The organism is Pedobacter ginsengisoli (assembly GCF_002736205.1).
In the GTDB taxonomy this organism is placed as follows: domain Bacteria; phylum Bacteroidota; class Bacteroidia; order Sphingobacteriales; family Sphingobacteriaceae; genus Pedobacter; species Pedobacter ginsengisoli_A.
In genome coordinates this window covers 2,100,351-2,122,172 of the sequence record NZ_CP024091.1, presented here as the reverse complement: position 1 = coordinate 2,122,172, position 21,822 = coordinate 2,100,351, and the positions used below count along the sequence as shown (strand labels likewise).

The following is a 21,822-nucleotide window of genomic DNA, read 5'->3' as shown; positions in this document are numbered from 1 at the left end:
TATTATTGAATCTTATGTTTTACATTTGTCGTGCAGATGGGAATTTTTTCAAAAACATGCGAATACGCAATGCGTTCAGTCTTCTTTATTGCGCATCGTACTGCTTCTGGCAGTAGGGTAGGTATAAAAGAAATATCTTCAGGTATTGATTCGCCAGAGCATTTCCTCGCTAAGATTTTGCAGGAGCTAAGCAAGAAAGGTATTGTTCAATCTGCCAAGGGGCCAAATGGAGGGTTTTATATGGATTCATCAACACTCGGGCGGCCTTTGTCGGATGTTGTTGAGGCCATTGATGGAAATAGTCTGTTTACAGGTTGTGGCCTGGGATTGGAACATTGTTCAGAAAGTAACCCTTGTCCGTTACATCATGAATTTAAGGCCATTCGAAACAAAATACAACAGATGCTACAAGATACATCAATAGCAGACTTTAATGAAGACTTAAATCTTGGGATTACTAAATTAAAAAAATAAAAAAAATTAACTAAATAAAAGATAAAAAGGTATTAATATATTTTATATGACTAGTGAACAAAAACAATGGATTAGTGCAACAGTTCCCGTATTAAAAGAAAACGGGATATTATTAACTAAGTATTTCTACAACAGGATGTTTACTCATAATCCTGAATTGAAGAATCTCTTTAACATGGGGAATCAGCAAAGTGGAAAACAGCAAACTGCTTTGGCAATGGCAGTTTTGGCTTATGCCGAAAACATAGCCAATCCCGGAGTATTGATGCCGGTTGTGGATAGGATAGGGCATAAACATGTTAGTTTAGATATCAGACCTGAACAATATCAAATTGTAGGCCGTCATTTAATTGCATCAATTCAGGAAGTTTTGGGAGATGCAGCAACGCCGGAAATTGTAGATGCCTGGACTGCTGCTTACCAGCAATTGGCCAATCTGATGTCAGGCCATGAAGCAAAACTGTACGAACAAAAAACAGTACAGCCGCATGGATGGACTGGTTGGAGACCTTTTAAAGTGGGTAAAATAAATGTAGAATCAACTGAAATTACCTCCTTTTACCTTTTTCCATCAGATGGTGGAAAAGTGGCAGCTCACGTGCCAGGTCAATACATTAGTGTTAAAGTATTTTTGCCAGAAATGAATTTATACCAGGCACGCCAATACAGTATTTCAAGCACTCCAGCTCAAGAGTATTATAGAATTTCAGTGAAGGCCGAAAAAGGGATAGATTTAGATACCAATGGCCTTATCAGCAACCATTTCCATGATATTGTTAAGGAAGGAGATATTGTAGATATTACCGCTCCGGCCGGCGATTTTAAATTACCTGAAGATTTAGCAGCACCAATAGTATTAATTAGTGGGGAGTTGGATTAACCCCTATGATTAGTATGCTACAGAACCTGGTAGAACAAAAGTTCTCTTATCCTATTACATGGTTACATGGTTGCAGGAACCGTTCGGTACATGCCTTTAAAGATCAACTGGATCAGATCGTTACAACAAATGAATCAGTAGAGCAGCACGTGTTTTATGATGCACCAACAGAATCGGACAAGCAGGCTGGTATATTAGAGGGGTTTTTGGACATCAATAAAATAGAGTCTTTACCGCAATATCCGGGGGCTAAGTATTATGTTTGTGGTCCAGCTCCATTTATACGTAAGCAATATCAGGATCTGATTGCAAAAGGAATTGAAAAAGAATCGATCTTGTTCGAGGAATTTGGCCCTGCTTTACTTCAGTTGAACTAGCCTCATTTAGCAATATTATGGCTTATTATTTGGCAGCCTAATCATCAGTAAAACTTTTTATATGAAAGCAGACATTAGTAATTTCGAAGATATTGTATTATTTGTAGATAGTTTTTACAGCAAGGTTAAAGAAGATGAATTGATTGGTCCTATTTTCGATGCGGTGATTACAGACTGGAATCCTCATTTGGCAAAGATGTATGATTTCTGGAATGCAGTACTTTTTGGAATAGCTGGATTTAAAGGGAACCCTTTTGCCAGGCATGCTCCCTTGCCATTGGAAAAGCCCCATTTTGAACGATGGTTAATTCTGTTTAATCAAACCATTGACGAACATTTTTCAGGTGAAATGGCTGATGAAACCAAGAAAAAGGCGGGTATGATGGCCGAGATGTTTTTAAGCAAACTCTCCCATATGAAAGGCGGTTCAGATAGAGTTATTGTGTAATAAAAAGGTGATTGCAAATTTTAAAATTGCAATCACCTTTACTGCGAAGAAAGCCTATTTTAAAGCTTTAAATTCAAATTCAATGTTTTTAAAAGCCGAATTTGTAGGCTTAGCTACAAAAAGCTCTTTAACATATTTCTCAATTTTTTCCTTGGTACTTAAAGACTGATATTGAAACCAATCAGAAATCGGACCTCCTAGATATTCAAATTCCGTTATAGGCATTTCAAATTTTTCTCTTAATTCAGCCGCATTTTTTTCGTTGCCATTTAAAACAGCATTTAAATATGCTTTTAAATAGGGAATAAGTTTATTGGGGTCTTGATAAGTAGATATTTGAAATTTAGACTGCAGACCAAAACCAATTCTTGATAAATAAGCTCCGGATTGTTTTATCTCATCTATTTTTAAATTTGAATAAATTCTAAAACTCTCTTGCTTTGGCTCACTTAAAACCAGATAATAATAAATTGCTTTGACAACTAAAGTAATCTCGGTTTTATTTATATGATCCAAATCTTTTGTTGCATGTATCTGATAACTAATTTTAGGAGTGAACACATAATTACTGCTTTTTAGCATTTCATTATAAGACTCTCTATAGTTACTTAATACAGCCTCATCTAATTTATACCTTTCTATAACTTTAGAATTTATATCAGTTAATGAGTATTCATTGTTAATCAGAACGACATTATTAAAAGGGTTAAACTGTTTGCTTCTTACACTCATTGTGTCTGTTAAGAAACCTAAAAAAGCAATGTCGGTTTGGCGATACATGATGGCATTACTTGATTTTTGATATTCCATCTGAATTACGTTTTCAAGTGGATTTGACATATCGACTTCAATTTCTGGCTTTTTTGGTTCAATTTCTGGCTTTTCTAATGTTTTTGTTTTTTTACAAGATAGAATAAGTAATAATGGAATAAATAATAAGATCGCTTTGCGCATGTAGATAATAATTTTAAGGGCTATTAATTTTTTCGCAAAAATATAAAAATAAAGTAATTCTAGTATTTTTATCTCTATTTAAAAAAGTCGACCTAAATAGACTGATTGGATACGAAGTTGTGACAGACTTTCGTGCTTTTTCACTTGGTTTTAATTTTAATAATCATATTTTTGATTAACTCACATATCTAACCAAGTAAACACGTAAAAAGAACCACAATGAAACACTTTAGGGGCATTATATGTCTAATCGCTACAAGCATATTGCTGTTCAACACTCTCCATTCCGTTGGTCAAAACAAAAAACAAAAATCGAAAAAGCCGTTAGTTGTATTTGTAACAGGCGATCATGAATATAGTAGTGAAGCTACTATGCCTCTTATTGCGGCAGAATTGGAGAAGAACTACGGAATGCGTACAATCGTTCTTAAATCATCACCTGATTATAAGTCTGAAGAAAACATTCCAGGATTAGAAGCTTTAAAAGATGCAGATCTTGCTGTCTTTTTTCTTCGCTGGAGACGCCTGCCTGAAGACCAGTTAAAATACATTGACGATTATTTAAAGTCGGGCAAGCCAGTAATGGGTTTCAGGACCTCTACACATGCATTTAATTATCCGGCCGGGCATCCTCTTGAAAAGTGGAATGCCTTTGGTGAATTCGCATTGGGGGCGCCTCCGGGATGGGGAAAGGGCGGACACACCCATTATGGTCATAATTCTACCACCGATGTTTCGGTTATTCCTGCACAATCAAAACATCCTGTTTTAATTGGTGTACCAAATAATTTTCATGCTGCTTCATGGTTATACCATGTATTACCTCATTACCCCGTAAAAGGATCTACCTGGTTATTAATGGGGAAATCTGTAAATCCTGATAAAGCTGCTATTGATAACCCTGTTGCCTGGACATGGAAAACAGCAGCTGGTGGAAAAGTTTTTATGACTACTCTTGGTCATCCGGCAGACTTTAATGAAGAAGGTTTCCAGAGACTTGTCATTAATGCTGTTCAATGGACGTTGGATAGACCAGTTCAGAAAAAATGGGCTGGAAAAATTGAAATGAATGTGCCATATAGGGATTAATAATCCTAATCATATATCTACTTCTTAACCAAATATTATATTATCTGATACTTTATGGAACTTTCGATACATAACTGGATGCGATCAGAAACGATTGAAACAACAATTCGCAGAGCATCTGGTCTTGGCTATACTAAACTTGAAATTGCAGGGAGTCCTGAGCACTATGATACCAATGTAGTGCGGAAATTATTAAAAGAATATGGTTTAACTTGCTGGGGTTCAGTAACCCTTATGCTCGAAGACCGTAATTTACTGGCTAAAGATGAGGCTCAACGGGCAAAATCAGTTCAATACGTAAAAGATGTGGTGAGGATGGTAAAAGAACTTGATGGGCATATGGTTTCAGTAGTACCGGGAACTGTAGGAAAAATAGTGCCTGATGGAAGACCGGAGGAAGAGTGGCAATGGGCCGTAGATTCTCTAAAAGAAATTTATGATTATACAGAACAATCCGGCATATTGATTGGTATAGAACCGATAAACAGGTTCGAAACCTATTTCGTAAATCGGGGCGACCAGGCCTTGGCTTTGGCTAAGGCTGTTGGACCAAACTGTGGGGTTTGTCTGGATACTTTTCATATGAATATTGAAGAGGTAGATATGTTCGAAACCATAAGAAGGGCAAAAGGAAAATTAGTAGGCTTTCATGTTGCAGATAACAATAGAATGGCACCTGGGATGGGTAATCTGAATTGGAGTAAAATAATTGACACACTTCACGAAATAGGTTATAATGAAGTGCTTTCTGTAGAGTTTTGTTCGCCGTTAGATCGCACACCTGCTAATCCTTATCCAAATTCTATTGATGAAAACCCAATAGATTTATCTCCTGAACAAAAGAAATTTCTTGAAGATCATGGCAGTACTTCAGTTTCCGAAGAATTCTATACCATGCTTACACGCAAATCTTTTGATACTTTATCTAACCTTATCAACAACACAAACTAAACCACATAGATGAAAATAACAAATGTAGAAGCGTTTTGGTTACGCTGCCCCATTCCTAAAGAAAAGCAACACTTTTCTGATTACGGTTTGCTTACCAATTTTGATATGACCCTTGTTGTAATTACGACAGAAGATGGCTTACAGGGCTTTGGTGAGGCAAAAGCGGCCGTAGGATCGTCGGGTGTATGTGCCTCAATTGTGAGTTGCATAGAAAATGAACTTAAACCTATTTTAATAGGTAAAGACGCAAAAAATATAAACAGAATCTGGGAAGAAATGTATAATGGTACACGTGATCATTACGCGCTTACCAGAGGACGTCGCTTTCCGATACTTGGACGCAGAGGTCTTACCGTATCAGCAATGAGTGGTGTAGATACTGCTTTATGGGATTTAAAAGGTAAGGCTCTTGGTATTCCTGTAATGGATTTACTTGGTGGTGCTTGTCGCGATCAGATGCCTGCTTATGCAAGTGGTGGTTGGGCAGATGCTGAAAATATTGGTGCCCAATTAAATGGCTATGTAGCTAAAGGATTTAATGCGGTAAAAATGCGTGTTGGGATTATGGACCAAACAGTGCAGAACAGTATTGATAGGGTAAGAGCTGCAAGAAAAGCATTAGGTCCAAATATTAAACTTATGGCCGATGCACACGGGACCTTTAGTGTGCCAGAGGCCAAGCAGTTTTGCAGAGGGGTAGAAGATTGTAATTTGTATTGGTTTGAAGAACCAATTAGTCCTGATAACAGGCATGGAACAGCAGAAGTAAGAGCTTCTACTTCCATTCCAATTGCGGCTGGTGAGAGTGAATATACCAGTTTCGATATCCGTGATTTGCTTGAAGTAAGAGCACTTGATGTACTGCAGCCTGATGCGGCTATTATTGGCGGCATTTCAGAAACCATGCGTGTTGGTCATCTGGCAAGTGTTAATCAGCTTGAGCTGGCTCCGCATTGCTGGGGCTCGGCATTTTCTTTTATGGCAGGCTTAAATGTGGCCTTTGCATCGCAGGCAGCAACAATAATTGAGTTTTCTTTAGGTGGAAACCCAATGATGTATGACCTGGTAAAGGAGCAGATTGAAGTTAAAGATGGTGTAATTGGAGCTCCAACGGCTCCCGGTTTAGGGTTGACCCCAAATTGGGATTTCGTAAACGAATTCAAACAAAAGATTTAAAAAGGTAATTAAATTGTATTTATAAATTTTTACATATGGCACGTGCAATAAAAATTAATCACGTTACTCTTATTGTAGATAACCTGGAAAAAGCAGGCGAATTCTATCAAAATGAACTGGGTCTGGAACCACTAGCAGCATTTAGGTTCGATTACCCTGTAATGTTTTTCAAGTTCAATGATGAACAGCAGTTACATCTTTCGGAATGGGAAGACACTACGTCCTTCCGCGGACATATCTGTGTACAGGTAGATGATTTTAACAGCATTTTCTTTCGAATGAAAGAACTTAATGTTATTGATGTAAAACCTTGGGGAAAGGTAAGGCAATTACCTGATGGTGCTATGCAAATGTTTGTACGTGACCCGGCGGGTAATTTAGTGGAAATTTCATCAACCCCTGGTGGTGATGTTGATCCATCAATATTTAAGGATGAGTTTTACGAAGAAGGTTTGTACGTTTCAAACAGAAATGATTTTAGAGGATTCAGATCTGATGATGCTACTTTATATCACAAATAGCCAATGAAAAAGAGCGTTTTATTGCTTGAAACCATTGATGATGAAGCGCTCACTATTCTTGAGGAGCATGTAAATGTATTTACAGGATATGATGATGCCTCATTAAAAAATATATTAGAGAATCAGGATGTTCATGCGGTTATTACTCGTGGTAAAGGCCAGATAAATAAAGCATTAATGGAAGCCATTCCAACCTTGCAGGTTGCTGCAAGGTGTGGAGTGGGACTGGACAATGTTGATGTGCAGGAAGCTACAGCAAGAAAAATTATGGTGATTAATGCACCAGGTTCAAATGCTGCAACAATTGCCGAACATACTTTGTCGCTTATGTTGATGTTGATGCGCAATATGTACGAATCTGTTGCTCAAGTTAAACAAGATAACTGGAACTGGAGAAATCAATATTCAGGTGACGAGTTGAATGGGAAAACGCTTGGCATTTTGGGAATGGGGAATATAGGGAAAAGGGTAGCCAAACTCGGCGAAGCTTTTGGAATGAATATTTTGTATTGGAGCAGGTCAAGTCAGGATCTTCCATATACTTATTTATCTATGGATGAGGTGCTTGAGCAATCAGATGTGGTTAGTCTTCATTTACCGTTCACTAAAGAAACCGGCACGCTGATAAAGGAAGAACAACTGGCCTTAATGAAACCAGGTGCTTTATTGGTTAATACAGCGAGGGGAGCGCTTATAGATCATGAAGCACTTTTAAATGCGCTGAACGAGCAAAGAATTTCAGGATTTGCAGCTGATGTATTGCCAGAAGAACCTCCTGTTCATGGCTTTCCGATATTACATCATTCACGTTCACTTATTACACCACATTCTGGAAGCCTTACGGCTTCTACATACAGACAAATGTGTGTGCTAACCGTAAAAAATGTAGTAGCGGTACTTACAGGCGAAGAGCCTGATAACAGAAGTATATTTAATTTTAGCGAGTTGTAATCTCCACTTGCTTTAACTCCTCTCTGTCTTCTCGAGGAAGCGAGAAGACAGAGAGGAGTTAAAGCCTCAGTGTTATTTTTCTAACGGATGTTGCTTTAACAGCTCCGCCGGACTATAAAATCCTGTTTTGGCCTTGGTAGCATTTCGGACTACTTTTACTTTAGCGGCAGAAACAGCCGAAGCCTTATTTCCAAATGAGTTCCTTACATATGTAAGTACTGCAGCCACTTCTTCATCCTTCAATAAACCTCCAAAAGGAGTCATTGGTACCTGACCACTATATTTTTTCCCATTAACTTCAATTGGGCCCTGTAAACCTTTTAATACCAGCTTAATTAATCGGTCTTCACTTCCTGTAACCCATTTAGAACCGGCAATTGGAGGGAAGCCAGATGATGGCAAACCTTTACCATCTCCCTGATGGCAAGTAATACAATATCCTTCTTTAGCAAATATTGCACGTCCTTTCACGTAAAGCTTACGTTCTTCGCCACTAAGTGCAGTAGTTACTTTCTCTTCTTTTTTCTCGTCAACAGATCTGCCATTTAAATGAGCAACAGCAGTTTCATAAGGTGCTTTCATCCAATCGTCAAGTGGCTTTTTAGCAACCTGCATTTCAATAGGCAATGCTTTTTCTTTAGGTAACCAAGATGCAGCTGCAATTACTTCCAAACGAACCCTGCCATTTTCATCATTGGCAGCCTGCATTAATAATTCAGGTTGATCTGCTATCTGATGTCCGGTGTACCTTAATACCCTTACAGCTGCCGCCCTTGCATGAAAATCCTTAGCTTTTAATAATTGTCTTAGTAATTGATCATCTACCTTATTTGCTCCCCAGGTTACCCAAAGTGCTTCTAAAAGATTATGCTCGTATCTTGAATCATTTTTATCCAATCTGGCAACCCACGATTTTACTTCAGTAAGCACATCCGAAACATTCCGTCCACGCAATTCAGATCTTGTGCGCGATCTTGTTCTGTCCTCAGGCAATTTAAGATTTTCTAAAAGCTCTGGTATACTTGCGTCAACAATTTTTGCAGGTTTTATCAAAGGACGGGAAGGATAGGTGATTCTGTAAATTCGACCATGTACATGGTCTCTAAGCGGGTCTCGGGCATTATGTTGCATATGACCTATTAGAATATTGTGCCAATCCGCAACATACAGAGAACCATCAGGCGCAAATTCCAGATCTACCGGTCTGAAATTTTTATCTGAAGCTATTAATAAATCTTGTCTGTGGCGACTTTTATATCCCGTGCCCTCATCTACAAGCGTATGTTCTTTAGTACCCAGAAAACCTATGGTATTGTTTATCAGGAAATCTCCCTGCAGTTCATCGGGGAAGTGTCGACTGGAAACAAACTCCAGCCCAGAAGTAGGGCGAACACGATGCTCTGGTTGCAGCAAATCTCTTGATTTTGGAGTAAACACACCATATCTTGGTTTTACTGAAACCGGCAGCATCCAGCAAACATCGGGGCTCGAAGTCTCGGCATAAAAATTTTGCCCCCACTGATCAAATGCAATACCCCATGGATTAGGCACATAAGGCTGTGCGGTACGTTCTAATTTATGAAGTTGGGGACTGTAGCGGTAAAAACCACCATTTGTGGCTCTAACTGGTCCATAGGAGGTTTCTACGTTTGTGTGCAAAAATACACCCTCACCCATATATATTGCTCCCGAAGGATCGGTAGTAAAAGCATGTATATTGTGATGGGTATCATGATCATCAAAGCCACTCAGTAGAATTTCCTTTTTATCTGCCTTACCATCGCCATCAGTATCTTTTAAAAGCACAAAGTTAGTACCCTGCGAAAGGTAAACTCCTTCGGCAGTAATTTCAAATCCTAATGGAAGATGCAAGCCATCCGCAAAAACGGTTTGCTTATCTGCCTTACCATCGTTATCCGTATCTTCCAGAATAATCAGTTTATCATTTGGTTTGGCATCACCGGGTTTATAATGTGGGTAGCTTGGCATAGTTGCTACCCATAACCTACCTTTATTATCAAAGGTTATCTGGCAGGGTTTTGCCAAATCAGGAAATTCTTTTTCTGAGGCAAAAAGATCTATTTTAAAGCCTGGGGCAACTTTTAATTTACTTAGTGCCTCCTGACCTGTTAAATACCTTAAGCTTCCGTTTCTCTCGGCATTGTAATTTGTTTTTACAACTGGGGGCGGGGTCGTGTTTTTATCTGCCGCAACAAGATCCATTTTTTCGCCAAGTACGGCTTTCCAGATAGCTGTATCTCTTATAGCAGTCATCTCACGCAGTCTCTTAATTTCCGCGGGATAATTATCAGGTCCAAAGGGATCATATCTTCGGCCATATGCATGTACACCATTTGGTATCTTAAAGTCGTTATGCCATGTCCAGTTTTTTTCTAATACCGCTGCATGTACTAAGTCTTTGTTCGTTTCTGTTTTTATCGGCTGTTTGCCAAAAACCTGATCAGCCAATAGAGGTGCAAAGCGAGCATAACCATCGTCGCTAAGCTGCGATCCATCAATAGTTAAGTATTTTTCAGCACGCTCAAACCATTTTTTTGTAGGTGAATAAGCATCAACAAAGTGTACATCATTTTTAGATGCAATCTCTTTCATGGCCTCTGCATACAACGACAAGTTAATATTTTCCTGTTTCCCGTTTGGAAGGTCAAATTGCTTAGACAGATCTTCAAATGCAATAGGTGAAACAATTGCTAGCTGTGGTGTTGTAACTCCATTGTACTGTTGTTTTAGGGTGTGTTTAATAAAGGCATCTAATTCAGCTTTATAATTTTCAAGACCTTTTGGACCTTCAAAAGATTCATTGTATCCAAAAAAAGCGATAATTATATCAGCTTTTAATCTGGACAGCCACTGATCTTCAGTCTCAAAATGCCCCTCACTATCAGAATTGTTAGCAAGCTCTGTCTGAAATTTTTCTGCTCCTGGAAATGCCCAAGGTGAGACTCTGCTGGCATGTGGCCTAAAACCAGGTGTATTTCCACCGTCGCACATATTTCGTATGTACAAGTTGAACTCTGGGTAGCGCAAATGCATTTCTGTTTCAAAATGTCCATAGTTCATCATCCTTGATCCTAAATTATTACCAATAAGAACAATGTGAGCTCCCTTTTTTAACTGGAGTGGAGTGGTGTTTGAAGGTGTGAATTGCAGGGTAAAGAGCGCAATTATCACACCCGCCAAAATAGTAAGAGTAACCTTGGTTCTCCTTTTTGCGAATCTGATCATCTGATATTATATAGTACCTAACAAATACTAATATAACTGTTTATCTAATATGATTTAGTATGCTCTGTAACTTCTTTGCTATCTAGAATTTAAATGGATGTCATAATCTACCCCTTTTATTGTCGGTTCTGCCCATCATTAAATGCGTTTAAGTGTAGTACCTTAGTACAACTAAATATTAAACCTTAAAGACTATGAAAAATTTAATTTATCCTTGTTTAACTATCAGAGGTAAAATAGGAGAGGCTTCAGATTTTTACATCCAGACCTTTGGAGACGGGAAAATCAGTGAGACTTCACCAATAGTGATACAAATTGAATTAAGTGGGCAAAAATTTATGCTGCTTAACGATGGCCCTGCATCATCACCTAACCCTTCAATTTCTTTTATGGTTCTTTGCGAAAGCGCGCAGGAAGCAGAAAAATATTGGAATAAACTTGTAGCGGGAGGCAGTGTGTTGATGCCGCTGGATAGTTATGACTGGAGCCCTAAATATGGTTGGGTACAAGATAAGTATGGAGTATCGTGGCAGATATACACTGGTGATAAGCCTGATTCGCAACAGCAGAAGTTTAGTCCAACACTAATGTTTACAGGAGGTGAAGCAGGTAAAGCTGAGAGCGCTGTTCATTACTATACAGATTTATTTCCTCAATCGAATGTGGAAGGTGTATTAAAATATAGCAAAGAGGATGAAGACAAAGAGGAATTTGTAAAGCATGCACAATTTAAGATTAAAGATTATGTTCTTATGGCTATGGATAGTTCTGCTGACCACGGTTTCGGTTTTACTGATGCAATATCTTTAGTTGTAGAATGTGAAAATCAGGAAGAAATTGATAAGTATTGGGATGAATTAACAGGAAATGGGGGGCAAGAAATTGCCTGCGGCTGGTTAGTTGATAAGTATGGCGTAAGCTGGCAAATTATACCCAAAGATATAGTTAAATTGGTTACCGATCCTGTGCGCGGTGAAAAGGCAATGGGAGCACTAATGAAAATGAAAAAACTGATCATTGCAGATTTGGAAAATGCATAACAAATTAAATGCTGTTTCATAAGCTTTAGCATTTTGTGAAACAGCATTTTTAACCCATCATTAAGACCTGTTATTTTATCTGGTACAAAGTCTCCGACATCAGTTTTATTCCCTCTCTGTAACTAGTTGGTTTTAGGTTAAATGTATTCTCAAATTTTGAAGAATTGAAATTATAGTCATGATCATACTGATAGTACATTTCTACCGTTCCTGCTACAACTTTTTTAAACAAGCCAACCAATTGAAGCATAAACTTATTAATGGTAGTATATGAAGGTTTTACTCCATAAATATCTGCAGCCAATGTTATAAAATCCTTCCCTGTTATTGGTGCAGCTGTAGGTAAATGCCATATCTGATTACCTGAATCAGGCGTTTGCCCCAAAAGGTACATCGCTTTTCCAGTGTCAGGTATATAAGTAAAATTGTGCAGCACTTTTGGATCACCGATCCATTGTGCTGTTGTTTTTTTAGCGTATTTATCTAAAACCATCATGTCAAGGAAACTATTCATAGAATCAGTACCGTAAAAGTCGGCAGCCCTGGCAATGGTGGCCTGTACATTTCCTGCTTTTACCTCGTCCATCAATTGTGTGGCAATACGGGCTCTAACCTCGCCCTTTACACTAACAGGATTGTACGGGGTGGTTTCAAACATTGGTCCCTTAACCAGCCCATACATATATACATTGTCAAAAAATATTAATCTTGCCCGTGTCTCTTTTGTCGCATTAATCAGGTTTTGCATAATAACTGGCCATTGTTGTTGCCATATGGCCTTATCGTAAATCAGACCTGCACACATGTAAACTACAGCAGAACCTTTTACAGCAGCCAGCACTTCTGCATAATTTAGCAAATCGGCCTTTTGCCAGGTAACATTACTGCCCGTAACTTTTAAGGGTTTGCGGCTTACCAGTCGTATGGTCTCATTGAGATCATGTTTTAATAACTCTTTTGTAAGTGCGTTTGCTGTTGGTCCGCCGGCTCCCAATATAGTATGCATGTCTTTTCTGTTTGTATGATACAAATGTAATTGGAGCTTGTGAACCAAAACGTTAACAAAAGATAAGAAATTAATTAAGTAGCCGGTAGTTAGGCGTAGATTAAAGTTCTTTTTCTTATTCGGGAAAGCGATACAGCAGTAATGCCTAAAAAATTTGCAACATAATGTTGTGGTATACGCAGCATTATTTCTGGCTCAGTTTCAAGCATTTTAAGATAGCGCTCTTCAGGCGTTTTAGTAATAAATGATGTAATTCGGTCTTCATAACAGCAGATGTAATGTTCTGCAACCAGCCGGCCAAAACGTTCCATCTTATAGCCCAATAATGGGTGGTTAAGCATTAAGTCCATGTTTTTACTGGAAATAAGTATCATTTCCGTTTGCTCGAGCGCTTGTATATAACCGGTACAGGGTTGTCTGGTAAGATAGCTTTTGTAAGAACTTACAAATTCATTTTCAAAGCTGAAATATCCGGTTAATTCTGTTCCATCCTTAATATGGTAGTATCGAACAGAACCACTTATAATAAAGCCAATGTCATCGCAAACTTTATCTTTAACCGAAAAATGGTCTTTCTTTTTAATAACTATATTGTCAAGATGCCTGATGAATTCAATCCATTCTGCTTCATCAAAAGTGATGAAACGCGCTAACCCTTTCCGAAAAATCCCCAGAGCTTCATTTGAAATATTAGAATTAATCATAAAGGACAAATTAGAGATTAAATGAAATGATTTGGAGCATAAAAATAAGCTTTTCTTTCTTTATATTAATCATGGTAATGGCTGATTGTGTACTTATTCGAACGGTAAATGTTCATTTTTGAACACTAAGAACTGTTTAGTGCTTTAATAAATGGGAAATATTTATTGGCATAGCCCTTGAATAATAGAGAGAAATAGAACATATGAAAAGTCCAAAATTCTTAATTATCGCCTTGTTATCCACTTTTACGGTCACCGTAAAAGTATCAGCTCAGAAAACAACAACGGTAGACATTACAAAGGTTAGACATACTGTAAATCGAACTATAAATATGACCGATGCAGCCCTAAGCCCCATTCTACACATAAATGCCAATGCTGGTCCGGGTTTGGCTATTATAAAACATCGTGACTTTAAAAATGGTGAAATAGAGTTTGAAGTGAAGGGGGAAGATGTTTTTCAAAAAAGCTTTGTCGGATTTGCCTTTCATATACAAAACGATTCTACCTATCAGGCAATTTATTTTAGACCATTTAATTTTAAGGCAGATGATGCTCTTCGTAAAAAGCATGCAGTTCAATACATCTCAGTTCCAGACAATGATTGGCCGAAACTAAGATCATCTTTTCCGTTAAAATATGAGCAGCCACTTGGAGCAGATGTAAATCCGGCAGACTGGTTTAAGGTTCGAATTAAAGTTGCCGAAAAATTGATCAGTGTTTACGTGAACGGAAATTCTAAACCTTGTTTAGAGGTAGTTCCTTTAGGTAATTTAAATTCCGGAAAAATAGCTTTCTGGGCTGGGCATGAATCTGCTGGAGATTTCAGAAACTTAAAAATCAAAGGAAATTAATCCTTGTTTTGGTGTTCTTGTAAAAGAATTTTTTTAACTAATGCAATCTGTCCCAAATGGTAATGGGTATGTTCAATAATTCCCTGGATATTTCTGTAATAACTTCCATATTTTTCGTCTGCAAAGTTTTCCCAAAGCTTATGCTCTGGCAGGTGTTCTATTAATAAAGTGAAGGTTTCAGCATCGGCAAAAGCTTTATCCCGTAAATTATTCCAGTCTTTTTCAGACTGGATTGGTGGAAGGTCAAAACTATATTTATCGCTTGCATCAAGTGGTGCCCCCTGAAATACCTTTAGTACAGCGCTTATGTAATAGTTTACATGATAAACTAATGTAGCAATGGTATTTAAAGAATGAACTTGGCTTGTAGCCTGTTGCCAGGTTACATTTGCCAAATTATCCTTGAGGTTTGAGGATGTCCAGTTTCCGCCAAAATGGACATCTCTTAAATGCTTTGCTAATTGTGCTGTTAAACTCATGTTGTTTAAAATTTAATCAGATTAGGGTCGTTAACTACCATTTCTGGCCTTCCTTTAAATGTACTTACTGTACCTTGGATAGTAATAGTTTTTCCATTCATTTTATTTGCCAGTTCTTTTGCTTTTCCTTTTAAGGCAAGTGTAAGCAATTGGTTAGGGTGAGCTGCCCCAACATTTACCAATACCATGCTTTTAATATCTTTCAGGCTGTATACTTTGCCTGTAACTATTACATTCTTGCCAATTGAACTTTTTAGATCTGATAGTTTTATTGAAATTGCTTTGGTGGCTACAGGTTTATTAATTGGTTTATTTGGCGCAACATTAGCAGAAATTGGTGTTGTAACTTTTTCAGCAGGATTGAATTTCTGATCATTCAATAATTTATTGAGTTCTCCGGCCAGGCGTACACCAGCCTGAGCAACACGCAAGTGGATAATTGCAATTGATTTTTTGTAAGTAGCCTCATCAATATTGCCCCCAGGTTGTATTTCGTCATATATCTGGGTGCTAACCTGGTAACTTTCCCATAGCCATTGCATAGGGCTATCGGCTTGCCATTTTTTTACTTGGTCAGGATTTGCCCAGTCATATTTTTTTGCCATTTCAGCATAATTGAACCCCTCGTGGTCAATAAGTTTTCCATCCCATAGGGCGTGTAAATTGGTCCCTTTTCCATTAAATCTAACCTGTACGTTGTTGCCACCTTTATCTTCTGCACGGCTAACATGCATAGGCTGATGTGCATCACCTACCAAGTGAATCAGGAATTTTAAAGCTTCATTTTTTTGTTCTAAACTAAGTGTTTTGTCCTTTAGGTTTGCTTCTGCTTTTAAAATTGCAGTATAAACATTGTCCTTATCCTGTTTGATAATGTAGTCTGTGAATTGATCTTTTGTTAATCCAAGTGGCAGGTTAACATAATGCCATGAAGCTGTATTTTTATACTTAGAATCGTTACTAATCTCATCAGCCCAGGTACTTGCTTCGCTCATGGTCTCACCCTTCAAGTAGTTGTTTACTATGTTTTTAGTATTTGTGGTTAAGTGTTTTTCTGCGATTGTTGCAATGGCTTTATGACCTTTCTGTCCCCATGATACCAGGGCAATAGTCAATACGATTAAGGAAGCGGTTAAGGTATATTGTCTCATATCTCAAAGTTAATAAGGAGTAAAACAATTAAGAATTTAAGTTGCCAACATTCGGTTTGCTGCCAGTCTCAACTTCCTTTTTGTTGCTGCACTTTGCACTATAATCCAATTTATTGGTCATAAAGTCCAATTTTTTCCCTTTGTAGACGGCTAGATTTGCAGTCTGATAATTTATATTTTAAAAATCTAAAATCCGATTAACTATGATACCCAAAAGAATTAAAGTCTTAGTTTTAAGTGTGGCAATGACATCTTCAGTAGGAGTAATGGCCCAAAATAATAATAGCACTGATCTTAAACAAAAGGATAAAGCTATTGCAGAAGTAATTATAAACGACTCTTATCAAAAAACTTATAAAGATCTGCTTGAAAAACAATGATATTGATGAAAAGTAGAAATTTGTTATTTTCCTTTTTAGTATTTGCTGTTCTTAGTATGCCATTTACAATAGTAGCACAGGTAAAAAAGGAACGTTTACTTGCGCTTAACCCTCAGGTAAAAACCGGGAAACTTAAAAATGGTTTTAGTTATTACATTCAAAAAAATGTAGAACCAAAAAACAGGGCTATTTTATATCTGGTTGTAAAAGCTGGTTCTATTTTAGAAAATGAAAATCAGCGTGGCCTGGCTCATTTTATGGAACATATGAGTTTTAATGGAACCAAACATTTTCCGAAGAATGAATTAATTGAATACCTGCAAAAATCGGGAATCCGTTTTGGAGCTGATCTTAATGCTTACACAGGCTTTGATGAAACAGTATATCAGTTACCTATCCCCACCGATAACCAACAGATACTGAAAAACGGGATGCTGATTTTGCGTGACTGGGCACAGGACGCTTGCCTGGATCCCGAAGAAATAGAACGTGAACGAGGAGTAGTTTTGGAAGAAAAGCGCTTGCGTGCTGGTGCCCGCCAAAGAGTACAGGATCAAACCTTGCCATCTTTGCTAAACTACTCTAAATATGTAAAGCGCCTTCCGATTGGCACCGAAGAAGTACTGAAAAACTTTACACCCGAGGTAATCCGTTCTTTTTACAAAGACTGGTACCGACCGGATTTGCAAGCAGTGATTGTGGTTGGAGATGTGGATGTTCAGGCTATTGAGGCAGAAATTAAACGTTTGTTTGCTAACCTTAAAATGCCTGCACAAGCTAAAAAGCAGCAGAGTTATAATATTGCGCTGGATGGTAAAAACAAGTTTAAAACAGTTACTGATCCTGAATTGTCAGAAACCACTATTGAGATTCTGGTTAAACACAAAGAACAGGTTATCAGGAGGGAAATTGATTTTAAAGAAAACCTGATCAGAAATCTTTTTTCAGGAATGTTTGCCGCACGATTGGCAGAGGCCTCAAAAAGATCCAATGCCCCCTTTATGAAGCTAAATGGAGGGTTTGGTGCATTGATGGGCGGATTGAATGTGCTTTCTATAAGCCTGACACCCCGTAAAGATGAGTTTGAATCTGGGTTTAAGGCGGCATGGACCGAAGTAGAGGGTATTAACAGGAATGGTTTTACTGAATCAGAACTGCTTAGAATGAAACAACAGGTAGTAGCTCAGATGGAGGCTTCATTAAGAGAAAAAGATAAACAGACTTCTACAGCACTTGCAGATCAGTATAAAGTCCATTTTTTGAAAGGAGAGGCTGTGCCTGGGATTGAAAGGGAGTTTAATTTAGTGAAAAGGATGCTTCCTGAAATCACTTTAGCAAAAGTAAATGGTGTGGCCAAGACATTAATGAAAGCTATAAACAGGGATGTCATTATTACTGCTCCGACTGCTGAAAAGGTAAACTTACCTGATGAGAATACTGTATATACCTGGATGAATACGGTTCAACGTTCGGTAATTAAACCTTATGTAGAAGCTAAGACAGGTAGAGGATTATTATCAAAACGTCCTGTAAATGGAAGTATTGTTGGAGAACGTCAAATTCCTGAACTGGGTTTGACAGAATGGACTCTGAGTAATGGTGCTAGGGTAGTATTAAAACCAACAGATTATAAGAACGATGAAATAGTGTTTTTGGCGTTAAGTAAAGGAGGGACTTCGTTATATCGCGATGCAGATTATGAATCGGCAGCAAATGCAGCGGGCATTATAGCAAGCTTCGGACTTGGTGATCATGACAACATTAGCCTTCCTAAAGTACTCAATGGAAAACAAGCTTCTGTTAAGCCTTTTATTGGTGATAGGGTTGAAGGGTTGCAGGGCGGGGCATCAGTAAAGGATATGGGAGTGGCAATGGAATTGATTCACCTGTATTTCACAGAACCGAGAAAGGATACAGCACTGTTTCACACCATTATCAGGAACTCTGCCCAGCAGATTAATATGCGTTATACAGATCCAAATAATATTTTTGCAGATACTGTTGCTACCGTGTTGGGTAATTATCATCCACGAAAGTCAGGGCCAACTCTAGATAAACTGAGAAGTATTACACTAGATAAAGCTTTCAATATTTATCAGGAGCGTTTTTCTGATGCAGGCGACTTTACTTTCTTCTTTGTAGGTAGCTTTAATATCGATACACTACGGCTGCAAGCAGAGCAATATCTGGCTTCATTGCCGGCTAAGGGCTTAAAGGAGCAGGCTAATGATCTCGGCATACGTACGCCTACCGGTAAAATTTCTAAAACAGTTCTGTCGGGTAAGGAAGATAAAGCAACTGTGAAACTGGTATTTACTGGCGATTATGAATTTAATGCGCAGAATAACCTATCGCTGATAGCTTTGCAGGAAATCCTTCAGTTTCGACTTACTGAAAGATTGAGAGAGACTGAGGCAGGTGTGTATACGCCAAGTGTTCAGATAGCCCGCACTAAGTATCCCGCAAACCGTTACAGTTTTACAGTAAATTTTGGCTGTGCACCGGCGAATGTAGAGAAGCTGATTGCTGCTACATTGGAAGAATTAAAGAAATTAAGAGAGAAAGGTGTATTAGCAACTGACCTGCAAAAGTTTAAGGCTGAGCAGATCAGGCAAAATGAACTGATGGAAAACAACAATGGGTTTTGGCTGAACTATTTGTCGTTGCAATATCTTGATGATGAAGACCCTAAAGCCTTTTTAAAGGCCAATGAAACAATTGAACAACTAGATACTGCAACCTTGCATGCTGCTGCGAAAGCCTATCTGAAAGAAGACAATTTTATAAGGTTTGTATTATTGCCTGATTTATAATGACATTAACAATCTTTTTTTTATGAATGCAAGTGCCGCTTAGGCGGCCTTGTTTTATGATATACTTGTTAGAGTATATTTACATCTAAATCCATTTTCTCGCTCATAATTTTGATCATGGATCAACCAAATAATCGTTTTTTTTGAGATATGATTTCATTAGGCTTTGATTGATAAATGCATTATATTAACATGATGAAATCAAAGAGACTCTCCTTAATGATTGTATTTGCACTGTTAAGTGCGATTACAGAAGTTAAATCACAAGCTAGTTTGTCACCTGTAAAGGTTAATCTTCAACTCGTTTCTGATCAGCTATTATATCCCACAGCCTTTGCAGCACCAAACGATGAGTCTGGTAGCTTATTTATCTGTGAACAAAAAGGTAAGATAAGGATAATCAAAAATGGTAAACTGCTTGCAAAGCCTTTTTTGGATTTTACAGACGAAGTATTGATGATGAATAGTAGTGATGAAATGGGATTGCTTGGGCTGGCCTTTCATCCTAAATATGCTAAAAATGGTAAGTTCTATGTGTATTTTAGTAAGCGTATTCCTAAAACACCTGGCATAGATCACCAAAGTGTTATTCGCGAATATAAGGTGTCAGCAGGAAATGGTGATCTTGCTGATAAAACCAAGTCCAGGGATGTTCTGGTTATTAATGAACCAGAATCTAATCATAATGGTGGTGACCTAAAGTTTGGTCCAGATGGTTTTCTGTATATAAGCATAGGGGATGGGGGTGCTTATAATGACAGACATGGTACCTATGGCAATGGGCAAAATTTAAACACATTGCTCGGTAAAATACTGAGGATAGATGTGAACTCAACTCCTTATGCTATTCCGAAAGACAATCCATTTATAAAAGTGGAAAATGCAAAACCTGAAATTTATGCTTACGGTTTCAGAAACCCATGGCGGATTAGCTTTGATAGGGTCGACGGAAGGTTGTTTGCAGGAGATGTAGGGCAGAATAATTGGGAGGAAGTTGATATTGTGACCAAAGGTGGCAATTTTGGCTGGCGTGTAAGAGAGGGTACACATGTGAAATTTCCTAATGATCCTGATCCAAAGAACTGGATAAATCCTATTACAGATTATGGTCGTAGTGAAGGTATTAGTGTTACAGGTGGCTTTCTTTACCGCGGCAAGCAGCTTCCTGAACTTTCAGGTAAATACATATTTGGAGATTTGATGGGAACTGTGTGGACTTTAACCGACGTTAACCAGGAGCTATGGAAAAGAGAGAAACTTTCTATTTCCAGGGAACCTGGATATTTGCAGATATACAGTTTTGGTGAAGATCAGTACGGCGAGGTTTACATGCTTGTTAACTTGATTGAAGAAGAAAAGGGTGCAATTTATAAGATTGTGCCGGGTAAATAGTTTTAAGCTAGTTCTTCTTGATTTTGTTAGAAAACTGACGTTGTAAGTCTTTTAGTGCAGCGTCATATCCAGCCTTGTCGATAAAAACAGAAGGATTATACTTGTCGCCTGGTTTATGTTTTTTATGAAGGTTGAATTGGCTGGCATGAGAGGCAAGCCATATATCAAATGACAATTTCTTCATTTCACGTAGCGTATAGGCATAGTCACTCGCAATTTGCTTGTATGTGGGTACCTCTGAAAACTTCTTTTCTGTAACAATTGTAGGCATATTTGCTATTAGAACACGATAAGATCTTTGCTTATCCCTAACATCAAACAGAAAACTGCAGGAACCTTTAGTATGACCTGGATGATTGAGCATAACCAAACGCGCAGCTCCTAATTTAATAGTATCTCTGTTATTTAGAACCCGGTCAATTTTAACAGGTTCAAAAGTAGATAAGAGGGCATAATCAGACTTTCCTCCATCTGCTACTACTGATGAGTCTCCTCTGTTAACCATCATTTTTGCGCCAGTGAGACGTTGAATTGCTGCCATTCCGGCCATATGGTCAAAATGTGCCTGCGTTGTTAATAATATGCGCGTATCGGTGGGCTTAAAACCTAAAGTCTCAATATTTTTATTTATCCTATCAGCCGAGGCAGCAAGGCCTGTATTGATAAGTATATTTCCTTCTGATGTTGTGATCAGATAACATGCGAGATCATAAGTGCCTACGTAATACAGATTACCTGCTATTCGAAATGGTTGGTAAGGAGCTGACCACTCTGAAGGCGTGTTTTCAGGAGTTGATACAGCTTGGGCATTTGCAAATTGACAGGCAAATAATATAATGGCTATTAATGCAGCTTTCTTAAAATTAGGTCCGGGCATGACTATGAATAATGAAAAACAAAGATATCATCTTAGCAGAAAAAATTATGCCAATTGAC

The 21,822-nt window shown here is 38.1% G+C and carries 21 protein-coding genes; 14 read left to right on the top strand and 7 right to left on the bottom strand.

The window, feature by feature from the left end:
* The first annotated feature begins 36 nt into the window (after positions 1-36).
* The 4 genes from CPT03_RS08710 to CPT03_RS08700 all read left to right on the top strand — a co-directional run bounded on the left by CPT03_RS08710 (position 37) and on the right by CPT03_RS08700 (position 2,179).
* Complete coding sequence (locus CPT03_RS08710; protein ID WP_172954153.1) at positions 37-474, top strand: RrF2 family transcriptional regulator; 438 nt, start codon at positions 37-39, stop codon at positions 472-474.
* A 46-nt stretch (positions 475-520) separates the two neighbouring features.
* Positions 521-1,354: a globin domain-containing protein gene (locus CPT03_RS08705; protein ID WP_216641624.1), complete on the top strand. Its 834-nt coding sequence runs from the start codon at positions 521-523 to the stop codon at positions 1,352-1,354.
* 5 nt (positions 1,355-1,359) lie between these two features.
* Positions 1,360-1,731, top strand: coding sequence for a hypothetical protein (locus CPT03_RS22950; RefSeq protein ID WP_216641623.1), 372 nt, complete (start codon positions 1,360-1,362; stop codon positions 1,729-1,731).
* A 61-nt stretch (positions 1,732-1,792) separates the two neighbouring features.
* Entirely contained in the window at positions 1,793-2,179 is a 387-nt protein-coding gene (locus CPT03_RS08700) for a group III truncated hemoglobin (RefSeq protein ID WP_099438491.1), read from the top strand.
* Positions 2,180-2,233: 54 nt separating this feature from the next.
* Here the strand turns inward: CPT03_RS08700 and CPT03_RS08695 are convergent, their stop codons facing one another.
* Complete coding sequence (locus CPT03_RS08695; RefSeq protein ID WP_099438490.1) at positions 2,234-3,133, bottom strand: hypothetical protein; 900 nt, start codon at positions 3,131-3,133, stop codon at positions 2,234-2,236.
* A gap of 219 nt (positions 3,134-3,352) precedes the next feature.
* Between CPT03_RS08695 and CPT03_RS08690 the strand changes: the two genes are divergently transcribed.
* Genes CPT03_RS08690 through CPT03_RS08670 form a run of 5 tightly spaced genes read left to right on the top strand, consistent with a single transcriptional unit; the run spans position 3,353 to position 7,821 of the window.
* Positions 3,353-4,222: a ThuA domain-containing protein gene (locus CPT03_RS08690; RefSeq protein ID WP_099438489.1), complete on the top strand. Its 870-nt coding sequence runs from the start codon at positions 3,353-3,355 to the stop codon at positions 4,220-4,222.
* A 54-nt stretch (positions 4,223-4,276) separates the two neighbouring features.
* Entirely contained in the window at positions 4,277-5,173 is an 897-nt protein-coding gene (locus tag CPT03_RS08685) for a sugar phosphate isomerase/epimerase family protein (protein ID WP_099438488.1), read from the top strand.
* Between the two features lie 9 nt (positions 5,174-5,182).
* Complete coding sequence (locus tag CPT03_RS08680) at positions 5,183-6,349, top strand: mandelate racemase/muconate lactonizing enzyme family protein (protein ID WP_099438487.1); 1,167 nt, start codon at positions 5,183-5,185, stop codon at positions 6,347-6,349.
* A 35-nt stretch (positions 6,350-6,384) separates the two neighbouring features.
* The gene (locus tag CPT03_RS08675; RefSeq protein WP_099438486.1) at positions 6,385-6,870 is read left to right on the top strand and encodes a VOC family protein; all 486 of its coding nucleotides are present in this window, start codon (positions 6,385-6,387) and stop codon (positions 6,868-6,870) included.
* 3 nt (positions 6,871-6,873) lie between these two features.
* On the top strand, positions 6,874-7,821 hold the full coding sequence (locus CPT03_RS08670) for a 2-hydroxyacid dehydrogenase (RefSeq protein ID WP_099438485.1): 948 nt from the start codon (positions 6,874-6,876) through the stop codon (positions 7,819-7,821).
* Between the two features lie 72 nt (positions 7,822-7,893).
* Here the strand turns inward: CPT03_RS08670 and CPT03_RS08665 are convergent, their stop codons facing one another.
* Positions 7,894-11,067 carry a PVC-type heme-binding CxxCH protein gene (locus CPT03_RS08665; protein ID WP_099438484.1) on the bottom strand — a complete coding sequence of 1,058 codons (3,174 nt, stop codon included), beginning with the start codon at positions 11,065-11,067 and terminating at the stop codon, positions 7,894-7,896.
* Positions 11,068-11,261: 194 nt separating this feature from the next.
* Between CPT03_RS08665 and CPT03_RS08660 the strand changes: the two genes are divergently transcribed.
* Positions 11,262-12,107: a VOC family protein gene (locus tag CPT03_RS08660; protein WP_099438483.1), complete on the top strand. Its 846-nt coding sequence runs from the start codon at positions 11,262-11,264 to the stop codon at positions 12,105-12,107.
* 70 nt (positions 12,108-12,177) lie between these two features.
* Here CPT03_RS08660 and CPT03_RS08655 read toward each other — a convergent pair whose 3' ends face one another.
* Positions 12,178-13,113 carry an NAD-dependent epimerase/dehydratase family protein gene (locus tag CPT03_RS08655; protein WP_099438482.1) on the bottom strand — a complete coding sequence of 312 codons (936 nt, stop codon included), beginning with the start codon at positions 13,111-13,113 and terminating at the stop codon, positions 12,178-12,180.
* Positions 13,114-13,202: 89 nt separating this feature from the next.
* On the bottom strand, positions 13,203-13,817 hold the full coding sequence (locus tag CPT03_RS08650; RefSeq protein ID WP_099438481.1) for a Crp/Fnr family transcriptional regulator: 615 nt from the start codon (positions 13,815-13,817) through the stop codon (positions 13,203-13,205).
* Positions 13,818-14,020: 203 nt separating this feature from the next.
* Between CPT03_RS08650 and CPT03_RS08645 the strand changes: the two genes are divergently transcribed.
* The gene (locus tag CPT03_RS08645) at positions 14,021-14,671 is read left to right on the top strand and encodes a family 16 glycoside hydrolase (protein ID WP_099438480.1); all 651 of its coding nucleotides are present in this window, start codon (positions 14,021-14,023) and stop codon (positions 14,669-14,671) included.
* Here CPT03_RS08645 and CPT03_RS08640 read toward each other — a convergent pair.
* Both CPT03_RS08640 and CPT03_RS08635 read right to left on the bottom strand, forming a co-directional pair.
* Positions 14,668-15,150 carry a DUF1572 domain-containing protein gene (locus CPT03_RS08640; protein ID WP_099438479.1) on the bottom strand — a complete coding sequence of 161 codons (483 nt, stop codon included), beginning with the start codon at positions 15,148-15,150 and terminating at the stop codon, positions 14,668-14,670. The two genes, CPT03_RS08645 and CPT03_RS08640, sit on opposite strands and share 4 nt — an antisense overlap.
* Positions 15,151-15,155: 5 nt before the next feature.
* A complete protein-coding gene (locus tag CPT03_RS08635; RefSeq protein ID WP_099438478.1) occupies positions 15,156-16,301 on the bottom strand; it encodes a S1/P1 nuclease in 1,146 nt (381 codons plus the stop codon).
* A gap of 203 nt (positions 16,302-16,504) precedes the next feature.
* On the opposite strand from CPT03_RS08635, the gene CPT03_RS22780 reads away from it, so the two are divergent.
* The 3 genes from CPT03_RS22780 to CPT03_RS08625 all read left to right on the top strand — a co-directional run bounded on the left by CPT03_RS22780 (position 16,505) and on the right by CPT03_RS08625 (position 20,886).
* A complete protein-coding gene (locus CPT03_RS22780; RefSeq protein WP_157766387.1) occupies positions 16,505-16,681 on the top strand; it encodes a hypothetical protein in 177 nt (58 codons plus the stop codon).
* Positions 16,682-16,686: 5 nt separating this feature from the next.
* On the top strand, positions 16,687-19,494 hold the full coding sequence (locus tag CPT03_RS08630) for a M16 family metallopeptidase (RefSeq protein ID WP_245870008.1): 2,808 nt from the start codon (positions 16,687-16,689) through the stop codon (positions 19,492-19,494).
* 192 nt (positions 19,495-19,686) lie between these two features.
* On the top strand, positions 19,687-20,886 hold the full coding sequence (locus tag CPT03_RS08625; RefSeq protein ID WP_157766386.1) for a PQQ-dependent sugar dehydrogenase: 1,200 nt from the start codon (positions 19,687-19,689) through the stop codon (positions 20,884-20,886).
* A 7-nt stretch (positions 20,887-20,893) separates the two neighbouring features.
* Here the strand turns inward: CPT03_RS08625 and bla are convergent, their stop codons facing one another.
* Positions 20,894-21,763: a subclass B3 metallo-beta-lactamase gene (bla, locus tag CPT03_RS08620; RefSeq protein ID WP_099438475.1), complete on the bottom strand. Its 870-nt coding sequence runs from the start codon at positions 21,761-21,763 to the stop codon at positions 20,894-20,896.
* Between the last annotated feature and the right edge of the window lie 59 nt (positions 21,764-21,822).